A 10,114-nucleotide genomic window follows, 5' to 3' on the forward strand; every position below is an offset into this window, starting at 1 on the left:
GCTAGTGCAGCTCGGCTCGTTCCGCCTCGGTCGCGTTGCCGCCCGTGCAGACGACGGCAACCCGCTTGCCGCGGAAACGGGCCGGGGCGCTCAGCAGGCCGGCCAGGGCCGCCGCGCCGGCGCCCTCCGCGATGGTGCCGGTTGTCGTGCTGAGCAGGCGCTGGGCCGCGGTGATCGCCTCGTCCGGGACGAGCAGGAAGTCGGCCAGGCCCGCGGCCATGATCCGCTGGGGCAGGGCGAAGCCGCGGCCGGTGGCCAGGCCGTCGACGCGGGTGCGGTTCGGGCGCCGTTGCAGGGTGCCGGAGCGCCACGAGTCGTGGGCGGCCGGGGAGGCTTCCGACTGGACGGCGATGACGGCGCAGGACGGCGCCAGCTCGCGGGCGACCACGGTGGCCGCGCTCGCGCCCGTACCGCTGCCGACCGGCACCAGGACCGCGTCCAGGTCCGGCTCGGCCTCGAAGATCTCCAGGTAGAGGGTGCCCACCCCGGCCAGCAGCTCCGGGGTGTCGCCCGGGCTGACCAGCCGCGCCCCGCTCCGCCCGGCCAGCGCCTCGGCGTGGTGCTGGGCCGCCTCCAGGTCCGGGCCGTGCAGGACGACCTCGGCGCCCAGCTCCGCCACCGCGGCCGCCTTGGCCGGGGCGGCCGCGGCCGGCATCACCACGGTGCAGGGCGCGCCGTGCACCTTGCTCGCGTACGCCAGCGACCGCGCGTGGTTGCCGGTCGAGTAGCTGACCGTGCCGCGCGCCCGGTCCTGCTCGGACATGGCGGCCAGCAGCGTCAGGCCGCCGCGCACCTTGAACGCGCCCACCGGCTGCTCGTTCTCGTGCTTGACCAGGACGGACGCGCCGACCGCGGCGTCCAGGGCCGGGTGCGACGACAGCGGCGTGGGGGCCAGGTGCCGGGCCACCACCGGGCGGGCGGCGATCACCTGGGCGAAGCTGAGATCCATCCCGCCATCATCCCCGGTACGGCGGCGCCACTCCCCAGCCCCAGTGCGGCACCGGCGCCTGCCGCACGACGTCGGCCCCGGGCTGCGAGTTCTGCTGCGCCAGCCGGGTGCCCCATTCCAGGTAGCCCAGGAACGCCGCCCGGAACTCCGGGTCGGCGGGCAGTCCCACCTCGTCGGCGGCGTCCTGGATCAGCGCGATCCAGCGGCGGCGCTGCGCCTCGGTGATCGCCAGGCCGAGGTGCTGGGCGAGCATGCGCGGGTAGCCGCCGCGCTCGCCGGTATAGGCGGCCGGGCCGCCGAAGACCTCGCCCAGCCACAGCGCGACGTACCGGGGGTGGTCCGGGTCCATCCCGGCGAAGAGCGGCCCGATCACGTCGTCGTCGGCGACCCGGGCGTAGAAGGCGGTCGTGAGCCGGGCGAACGCGTCGGCGCCGCCCGCCCATTCGTAGAGCGTCGGTGTGTCCCCCATGGCGATCACCCCACCACGGGGGCCGTGCCCGCCACAAGAACGCACATAATGGTGCGTGCCCAAGCGCTACTCCTGCCCGGTCGAGCTGACCGTCGACGTCGTCGGCGGCCGCTGGCGCACGGTGCTGCTCTCCCACCTCAAGGAGGGCGTGCACCGCTACGGCGAGCTGCGCCGGCTGACCCCCGGGATCAGCGAGAAGATGCTCTCCCAGCGGCTGCGCGAGCTGGAGGCGGACGGCCTGGTGCGCCGGCGCGACCGGGGCACGGTGCCGCCGCACGTCGAGTACGACCTCACCGACGAGGGGCGCAGCCTGGCGCCGGTGCTCCAGGCGCTGTACGACTGGGGAGTGGCGCGCGCCGAGCGCAGCGGCATCCGCTTCTGATCAGGCCAGCGCGAGGCTGAGCGTGCCGATCGACTTCGACTGCTTGGCGGCGTACATGGCCAGGTCGGCTCGGCCGATCACCTCGTCGGCGCCGGCGGCCGGGTCCGCGTAGGCCACGCCGACGCTCAGGCCGATCCGGACCGTCTCCCCGGCCACGGTCAGCGGCAGCTCGACCATCTCGCGGATCCGCGCGCAGATCGCGTCGACGGTGGCCGCGGGGTCGCTGTCCCGGCACACGATCACGAACTCGTCCCCGCCGAACCGGCTCACCAGGTCGTGCTCGCGCACGCAGGCGCGCAGCCGGGTGGCCACCGCGATCAGCAGCTCGTCGCCGGCGGCGTGGCCGAGGCGGTCGTTGACCGGCTTGAAGCCGTCGAGGTCGGTGAAGAGCACGGCCAGCCCGGTCCCGCCCGGCGCCCGGCCGGTGGCCGGGTCCGGTTCCGCGCGGAGCCGGCCCAGGTCGGTCTCGAGGCGGTCCAGGCAGGCCGCCCGGTTCGGCAGGCCGGTCAGGGCGTCGTGGGTCGCCATCCGCAGCAGCGCCTGCTCGGCCCGGCGGCGCTGGCCGGCCAGCCGGGCGACGCGGACCATCACCAGCGGGATCACGACGGCCGAGCCGACCGCGATCAGCAGCCCATCGGTGGGCAGGCCGAGGATCACCCGCCCGCCGCCGACCACCGGGACCAGCGCCGTCATGACCCCGAGGAACGTCAGCCGGGCCGGCGTCAGGTCGTCGGCCGGCGGCGGCCCCGGCAGGGTGATCAGCGCGGACGAGGGGTGCAGGGCGGCGCAGCCGAGCAGGGAGTAGCCGACGAGGTAGACCATGGTGATCCAGTCGGCGCGGACGCCGGTCGCCGGATCGAGGATCAGCGCCGACAGCACGTTGCCCAGCAGCCCCGCCCCCGTGCCCCCGGCGAGCAGCCACAGGGCCGGGAGCCGCCGGGCCACCAGGGAGATCCGCAGCAGCGCGCCCAGCGAGCCGGCCATGACCAGGACGTCGATGAACATCGGGGCCTGAGTCGACATCGGCGTGCCGACGGCGGTCAGCTGCGGCAGCAGGACGGCGTCCCAGAGCAGGCCGCCGAGAGCCAGCGCGGTGATCGCCGAGTCGATGATGCCGCCGACGTCGCGCCGGCCGCGCCGCAGCACCACCACCACCGAACCGGCCAGCAGGAGCAGGTTGGCCAGGTTGAACAGCGGTTCGGCGACCGAGCCGTCCCCGCCGGGCCGGCCCTCGCCGTAGATCATCCACAGCCAGACCAGGTTGCCGGCGTTGAACGTCACCAGCCCGGACAGCAGGAGCCACCAGGGCAGCCGGGCGGTCCGCGGCGAGCGCCGCACCCCGATCAGCACCGCCGGGACAGCCCCCAGCGTGACCAGCAGGAACGGGGCCGTGCGGGCGTCGTAGGACAGCAGGGGGTACCCCGCCACGAGGGCGAAGGACACCACGGCGTACCAGCGCAGGACCACGGCTCCCGGATCGGCCGGGGACCGTCGGACCTGAGCCTTCTACAGCGCGCAGCCGCCGGTGGTCGCGGGCAGCGGCGCCGGGACGCCCACGGTCGGCAGGCCCAGGGTCACCCCGGCGGTACGCGGCGCCCGGCCGGCCTCGTGCGCGTCCCCGGCCCGGGTGCGGCGGTGGCTCAGCGGCGCGCCGTCGGCGTTAAGGTGGTGCGGGGCCGCGTACGTGATCTCGGTCGTGACGATGTCGCCGGGCCGGATGCCGGTGAGGTCGCCGGTGGCGAAGTGCACCAGCCGGCCGTCGCGGGCCCGGCCGCTCATCCGGCCGGTCCGTTCGTCCTTGCGGCCCTCGCCGGTCGCCACCAGCACCTCGACCGCGCGGCCGACCTGCTTCTTGTTCTCGGCCCAGGTGATGTCCTCGAGCGTGGCGATCAGCCGCTCGTAGCGTTCCTGGACGACCTGCTTGGGCAGCTGCTCGTCCATGGTCGCGGCCGGGGTGCCGGGGCGCTTGGAGTACTGGAACGTGAAGGCGCTGGAGAAGCGGGCGGCCCGGACCACGTCGAGGGTGCGCCGGAAGTCCTCCTCGGTCTCGCCGGGGAAGCCGACGATGATGTCCGTGGTGATCGCGGCGTCCGGCATCGCGGCGCGCACCTTGTCGATGATGCCGAGGTACTTCTCCGAGCGGTAGCTGCGGCGCATCGCCTTGAGCACGTCGTCGGAGCCGGACTGCAACGGCATGTGCAGCGAGGGGCAGACGTTGGGCGTCTCGGCCATCGCGGCGATCACGTCGTCGGTGAAGTCCTTCGGGTGCGGGCTGGTGAAGCGGACGCGCTCCAGGCCCGGCACGTCGCCGCAGGCGCGCAGCAGCTTGCCGAACGCGAACCGGTCGCCGAACTCCACGCCGTACGAGTTGACGTTCTGGCCCAGCAGGGTGACCTCGAGCACACCCTCGGCGACCAACGCCTCCACCTCGGCGAGCACGTCGCCCGGGCGGCGGTCCTTCTCCTTGCCGCGCAGCGCCGGCACGATGCAGAAGGTGCAGGTGTTGTTGCAGCCCACGGAGATCGACACCCAGCCGGCGTAGGTCGACTCGCGGCGGGTGGGCAGGGTCGACGGGAACACCTCGAGCGACTCGAGGATCTCGACCTCGGCCTCCTGGTTGTGCCGGGCGCGTTCCAGCAGCGCGGGCAGCGAGCCGATGTTGTGGGTGCCGAAGACCACGTCCACCCAGGGGGCGCGCTTGACGATGTCGCCGCGGTCCTTCTGGGCCAGGCAGCCGCCGACCGCGATCTGCATGCCCGGGTGCTTGAGCTTGGTCGGGCGCAGGTGGCCGAGGTTGCCGTAGAGGCGGTTGTCGGCGTTCTCCCGTACCGCGCAGGTGTTGAAGACGACCACGTCCGCCGCGTCGGCGTCGCTCGCCCGCACGTAGCCGGCGCCCTCCATCAGCCCGGAGATGCGCTCGCTGTCGTGCACGTTCATCTGGCAGCCGTAGGTGCGCACGTCATAGGTGCGGGCGGCGGCGGGAGAAGTCTCGGTAGTCATGGCAATTGACCAGGGTAGTCCCTACGCCGCCGCGGGTCGCTCCGGCGTCGGGGCGGGCTTGAACCGCGAACGGCCGCAGCCCGGGCCGCGGGCGCAGGCGGGGTCGGACCCCGTGCACGGGCGGACGTGGCGGCGCTCCGTACCGTCGTCGGTCTCGACCTCGTCGACGTGCACGGCCCGCAGCGTCCCGTCCGGCTCGGCCAGCACGTACCGGGTGGGGTTGAGGGTGTCGTCGGGCAGCAGGACGTCGGCGCCCAGCCGGACCGCGACGGCGCTGGCGATGGTCGTCTCGGCCAGCTCGCCGGGGGTCAGGAAGCACTCGATCAGCGTCGGGAAGTCCCCGCCGACGTGCCAGACGTCGCAGAGCACGGCCCCGTCGAGCGGAGCGTCCAGAGTCGTCACCGGACGCTGCGCCGCGCCCGACAGGGCCTCGCGGACGACCGCCGCGTCCAGGCGGCCGGCGGCACACCAGCTCCAGAGCCCGTCTGTCGGATCGGCGTCAGCCATACCGCTCATCGTGGACATCCCTTCGGGCGTACACCTGCACAGTTACCGCTCCGTGACCAATCTCGGCGTGAACCGATACAACCGCGCCCATAGAGTGACCCCATCCGAGTGAAGCCCAACGACGGGACGGTGGTCCGACGGTGCCGACAAGCGAGCCTCTCATCGTCCTCGACGGCGTCAACAAGTACTTCGGGCCCCTGCACGTCCTGCAGGATGTCAGTTTGTCGGTCGACCGCGGCGAGGTGGTCGTCGTGATCGGACCGTCCGGCTCGGGCAAGTCGACGCTGTGCCGGGCGATCAACCGGCTCGAGCCGATCAACTCCGGCACCATCACCTTCGACGGACAGGTGCTGCCGGCCGAGGGCAAGGCGCTGGCCCGGCTGCGCAGCGAGGTCGGCATGGTCTTCCAGTCGTTCAACCTCTTCGCGCACAAGACCATCCTGCAGAACGTCATGCTCGGGCCGGTCAAGGTCCGGGGCGAGAAGCCCGCCGCGGTCCGCGAGCGCGCGATGGCGCTGCTCGACCGGGTCGGCATCGCCAGCCAGGCGGAGAAGTACCCGGCGCAGCTCTCCGGCGGCCAGCAGCAGCGCGTCGCCATCGCCCGGGCGCTGGCCATGCAGCCCAAGGCGCTGCTCTTCGACGAGCCGACCAGCGCGCTCGACCCGGAGATGGTCGGCGAGGTGCTCGACGTCATGACGGCGCTCGCGGCCGAGGGCATGACGATGGTCGTCGTCACCCACGAGATGGGCTTCGCCCGCCACGCCGCCAACCGGGTGGTCTTCATGGCCGACGGTCAACTCGTCGAGTCGGCGCCGCCGGCCGAGTTCTTCGCCAACCCGAAGAGCGAGCGCGCCCGGGACTTCCTGTCGAAGATCCTCACCCACTGAACGTCCACAGCGGATGGCCCCCTCTGCATCACGCGTGCAGGTTCGCAATGTTCGCAGTTTCCCGCAGATCGCAGTTTCACCTCAGAGGAGCAGGACGATGCGTATCACCCGAATGACGGCAGTGGTCGGGGCGTTCGCCCTGGCGATGACCGCCGCGGCATGTGGCGGCGACGACAGCGGGTCGGGCTCCGGCTCCAAGGCCAGCGGCATCGTGGGCAAGGCGGCCAGCGACAAGAAGCTGGTGTTCGGCGTCAAGGCCGACCAGCCGGGCCTCGGCCTGCAGACCGGCGGCACGTACACCGGCTTCGACATCGAGATCGCGAAGATCATCGCGAAGGGCCTGGGCGTCCCGGAGTCCGGCATCGAGTACAAGACGACCGTCTCGTCGAACCGCGAGCCGTTCCTCCAGCAGGGCCAGGTCGACATGGTCGTGGCGACGTACACGATCAACGACGAGCGCAAGAAGGTCGTCAACTTCGCCGGCCCGTACTACATCGCCGGCCAGGACCTGCTGGTCCCGGTCGCCTCGCCGATCACCGGTCCGGAGTCGCTGGCCGGCAAGAAGGTCTGCTCGGTCTCCGGCTCCACGCCGGCCAAGCGGATCCAGAACGAGTACAAGGACGCCAAGCTCCAGCAGTTCGACGCGTACTCCAAGTGCGTGACGGCGCTGGCCGGCGGTCAGGTCGACGCGGTCACCACCGACGACATCATCCTCGCCGGCTACGCCTCGCAGGACCAGTACGCCGGTAAGTTCAAGGTCGTCGGCAAGAAGTTCAGCGAGGAGCCGTACGGCGTCGGCCTGAAGAAGGACGACACCGAGGGCTGCAACAAGATCAACGAGATCCTGAAGGCGGCCGCGAGCGACGGCTCGTACAAGGCGGCGTGGGACAACACGCTCGGCAAGAGCGGTCAGGCGGCCCCGACCCTCGACGTCACCAAGCTGACCAACTGCAGCTGATCGATTGACGACGGGCGGGGCCGGCCACGCCGGCCCCGCCCGGTTGTTCCCTGCCGCGGCGCGAGGAAGTGAGGGCGATGGACGTCTTCTCCGATCCCAGCAACATCGACGTGTACGTGACGGGATTCCTGTGGATCCTGAAACTGACCGCGGCCGGCGCGGCGGGCGCGCTCGTGATCGGCGTGGTGCTCGCGGCCATGCGGGTCTCGCCGGTGCCCGTGCTGCGCGGCTTCGGCGCGCTGTGGGTCAACACGTTCCGGAACACGCCGCTCACGCTGATCGTGTTCTTCTGCTACTTCGGCCTGTTCTCGACCCTGGGCCTGTCCCTGGCCGACGACATCGACCTCAACAACTACTGGCTCGGCGTGGTCGGCCTGTCGGTCTACACCGCCGCGTTCGTGTGCGAGGCGATCCGCTCCGGCATCAACACGGTGCCGGCCGGTCAGTCCGAGGCCGCGCGGGCCATCGGCATGTCGTTCTTCCAGACCCTCACGATGGTGATCCTGCCCCAGGCCGGCCGCGCGGTGATCGCCCCGCTCGGCAGCATCTTCATCGCGCTGGCCAAGAACGCCACCATCGTCGGCACGATCGGCCTGGCCGAGTCCTCCAACGCGATGAAGGAACTCATCAACGCCAACGGCGACCAGGTCATACCGATCTTCCTGGTCTTCGCCGGCACCTTCGCGCTCGTCCTGATCCCCACCGGCTACGCCTTCGGCTGGCTGGCCAACCGGCTGGCGGTGAAGCGATGAGCGCCGACGCTGTCCTCTACGACCACCCGGGACCCCGGGCCAAGCTCCGCAACAGGATCCTGACCGGCGCCTTCGGCCTCGCCGCGCTGGCGCTGGCGTACTGGATCTACCGCAAGTTCGACGAGAAGGGCCAGTGGGCGGCGGCCCTGTGGCAGCCGTTCACCGAGTCGTCGACCTGGACCGACTACATCCTGCCGGGCCTGTGGGCGACGCTGAGCGCGGCGGCCGTCGCGATGGCGCTCTCACTGATCTTCGGCATCCTCTTCTCGATCGGGCGGCTCTCCGACCACTGGTGGCTCAGCGTGCCGTCCGGCGTGGTGGTGGAGTTCTTCCGGGCCGTACCGCTGCTGCTGCTGATGTTCTTCATCTTCTACGGCGTCCCGTTCATCACCGAGGCGCCGATGGACCCGTTCTGGGCCGTCGTCGCGGGCCTGACGCTCTACAACGGCTCGGTGCTGGCGGAGGCGTTCCGCGCGGGCATCCGGTCGGTGCCGAGCGGCCAGAGCGAGGCCGGCTACGCCATCGGCATGCGCAAGAGCCAGGTGATGCGCGAGATCCTGGTGCCGCAGGCGGCCCGGGCGATGCTGCCGGTGATCGTCAGCCAGCTCGTGGTGCTGGTCAAGGACACGGCGCTCGGGTACATCATCGGCTACTCGGAGCTGCTGCAGGACGGCGTGAACACGCTGGCCGCCAACTACGGCAACATCGTGGCGGCGGCGATCGTCGCGGCGGTCATCTACATCACGGTGAATGCCTCGCTGACGGCGTTCGCGGGGTGGCTGGAACGGCGGACCCGGCGGCAGGGGCGGGCTCCGACCGTACCGACCGGGCCGGTGCCGGCTGCCGCGGTGCAGGCGGGGGATGCGGACGGCTCCTGAGCCGGGGCGCTTCCGGGGCGATCGAGATCTGCGCCGGGGACGTCCTCTGTGGAGTGGCGTGCGGCAGGCGCAGGTCGCACCGCCCTGCGTGGTCTGCGGGTTCAGCGGTGCTGGGGTTCGGGTGCACGATTGATCAAGTAGTCCGCTTGTCCGGTCGCGAGTTCTGTCCCCGTGCGGCTCACGCCTGCGAGTGTGCCTGTGCGGGGCGCTCGCCCGTGCGGATCTTGGGATTCTCGGCCCGAGCGTCTCAAGATCCGGCTAGAGGGGCGTGTCCGGTGGTGAGTCTTGCCGCCGCAAGCCCCGCTTCCGCGAGTTCTCCCCTGCGGCGCGCTCTCACCCGCGCCGATCTTGGTGAGTTCGGATGGGGTTCTCGGCCTGGACGTCTCAAGATCCAGCTAGCGGGGTGTTTCCGGTTGCGAGCCCTACCCCCGCGCGGCTCACACCCGCGAGTCCGCCTGTGCGGGGCGCTCGTCCGGGCGGATCTTGGTGAGTTTGGGTGGGCGTTTCGGCTTGGACTCACCAAGATCCGGCTAGCGAGGCGTATCCGCTCGCGAGTCCTACCCCACCAGCCCAGCCGTGGCGGGTCTGCCCGTGCAGGCGCTCGCCTGCGCCGATCTTGGTGAGTTCGAGTGGGCTTTCCGGCCTGAGCGCCTCAAGATCCAGCTTAAGGCCCTGCCAGGCCGCCCCCGCTCCTACGCCCGCACCCGCGCTAGCTGTGCTCCTCACAACCTGCACCGCTCACAGCCCGCGCCTCACAGCCCGCGTCTCACAGCCCGCGCCTCACAGCCCGCGCCTCACAGCCCGCGTCTCACGGCCCGCGCCTCACAGCCCGCGTCTCACGGCCCGCGCCTCACAGCCCGCGCCTCACAGCCCGCCCCTCACAGCCCGCGGCCCCTCACGGCCCGCGCTGGCCGGATCTTGGTGAGTTAGAGCGGGATTTTCGGCTCGAGCGCGGCAAGATCCAGCTAAAGGTCCGCGAGTCGCACGGCTCCCACACCCCGCACCCGCGCTACCTGCGTTCCTCACAGCGTGCACTCCGCACAGCGTGCACTGCTTACAACCTGCGCCCCTCACAGCGGGCGCCACTGACAGCCTGCGCCTGACAGCCTGCGCCTGACAGCCTGCGCCCCTGACAGCGTGCGTCCTTCACAGGCTGCGCCCCAATAACCTGCCTCCGCACCGCCTGCGCAGCCTGCCGTCTGCCCGTCTGCCTGTCTGCCTGTCTGCCTGTCTGCCTGTCTGCCTGTCTGCCTGTCTGCCCGTCTGCCCGTCTGCCCGTCTGCCTGTCTGCCCGTCTGCCTGTCTGCCCGTCTGCCCGCCTGCCGTCTGCCC

10 protein-coding genes are annotated in these 10,114 nt (G+C 71.6%); 5 read left to right on the forward strand and 5 right to left on the reverse strand.

What is annotated here, in order from left to right; genetic code table 11:
* Position 1 precedes the first annotated feature (1 nt).
* Together Ani05nite_RS33700 and Ani05nite_RS33705 are read right to left on the reverse strand one after the other, a co-directional pair.
* Positions 2-949, reverse strand: a complete 948-nt coding sequence (locus Ani05nite_RS33700; protein ID WP_203775102.1) for a threonine ammonia-lyase — start codon at positions 947-949, stop codon at positions 2-4.
* Between the two features lie 7 nt (positions 950-956).
* A complete protein-coding gene (locus Ani05nite_RS33705; protein WP_203775104.1) occupies positions 957-1,418 on the reverse strand; it encodes a group II truncated hemoglobin in 462 nt (153 codons plus the stop codon).
* 55 nt (positions 1,419-1,473) lie between these two features.
* Here Ani05nite_RS33705 and Ani05nite_RS33710 point away from each other — a divergent pair, with 55 nt between their 5' ends.
* Positions 1,474-1,800, forward strand: a complete 327-nt coding sequence (locus Ani05nite_RS33710) for a winged helix-turn-helix transcriptional regulator (protein WP_203775106.1) — start codon at positions 1,474-1,476, stop codon at positions 1,798-1,800.
* On the opposite strand, the gene Ani05nite_RS33715 is transcribed toward Ani05nite_RS33710, so the two are convergent.
* The 3 genes from Ani05nite_RS33715 to Ani05nite_RS33725 are packed head-to-tail and all read right to left on the reverse strand — an operon-like array spanning position 1,801 to position 5,307.
* Positions 1,801-3,267: a GGDEF domain-containing protein gene (locus tag Ani05nite_RS33715; protein WP_203775108.1), complete on the reverse strand. Its 1,467-nt coding sequence runs from the start codon at positions 3,265-3,267 to the stop codon at positions 1,801-1,803. It abuts the gene before it with no gap.
* Between the two features lie 39 nt (positions 3,268-3,306).
* Complete coding sequence (gene miaB, locus Ani05nite_RS33720; RefSeq protein WP_203775110.1) at positions 3,307-4,800, reverse strand: tRNA (N6-isopentenyl adenosine(37)-C2)-methylthiotransferase MiaB; 1,494 nt, start codon at positions 4,798-4,800, stop codon at positions 3,307-3,309.
* A 21-nt stretch (positions 4,801-4,821) separates the two neighbouring features.
* Positions 4,822-5,307 (reverse strand): hypothetical protein, encoded by a 486-nt coding sequence (locus tag Ani05nite_RS33725; protein WP_239130897.1) that lies wholly within the window; start codon positions 5,305-5,307, stop codon positions 4,822-4,824.
* A gap of 140 nt (positions 5,308-5,447) precedes the next feature.
* Here Ani05nite_RS33725 and Ani05nite_RS33730 point away from each other — a divergent pair, with 140 nt between their 5' ends.
* From Ani05nite_RS33730 to Ani05nite_RS33745, 4 genes are all read left to right on the forward strand, one after another.
* Positions 5,448-6,194, forward strand: a complete 747-nt coding sequence (locus Ani05nite_RS33730; RefSeq protein WP_203775114.1) for an amino acid ABC transporter ATP-binding protein — start codon at positions 5,448-5,450, stop codon at positions 6,192-6,194.
* A gap of 97 nt (positions 6,195-6,291) precedes the next feature.
* Complete coding sequence (locus Ani05nite_RS33735; RefSeq protein ID WP_203775116.1) at positions 6,292-7,152, forward strand: glutamate ABC transporter substrate-binding protein; 861 nt, start codon at positions 6,292-6,294, stop codon at positions 7,150-7,152.
* 77 nt (positions 7,153-7,229) lie between these two features.
* Positions 7,230-7,904 (forward strand): amino acid ABC transporter permease, encoded by a 675-nt coding sequence (locus Ani05nite_RS33740; RefSeq protein ID WP_203775118.1) that lies wholly within the window; start codon positions 7,230-7,232, stop codon positions 7,902-7,904.
* Entirely contained in the window at positions 7,901-8,782 is an 882-nt protein-coding gene (locus Ani05nite_RS33745; protein WP_203775120.1) for an amino acid ABC transporter permease, read from the forward strand. Before Ani05nite_RS33740 ends, Ani05nite_RS33745 begins: the two co-directional genes overlap by 4 nt.
* Positions 8,783-10,114 lie beyond the last annotated feature (1,332 nt).

The organism is Actinoplanes nipponensis (assembly GCF_016862275.1).
Taxonomy (GTDB): Bacteria; Actinomycetota; Actinomycetes; order Mycobacteriales; family Micromonosporaceae; genus Actinoplanes; species Actinoplanes nipponensis.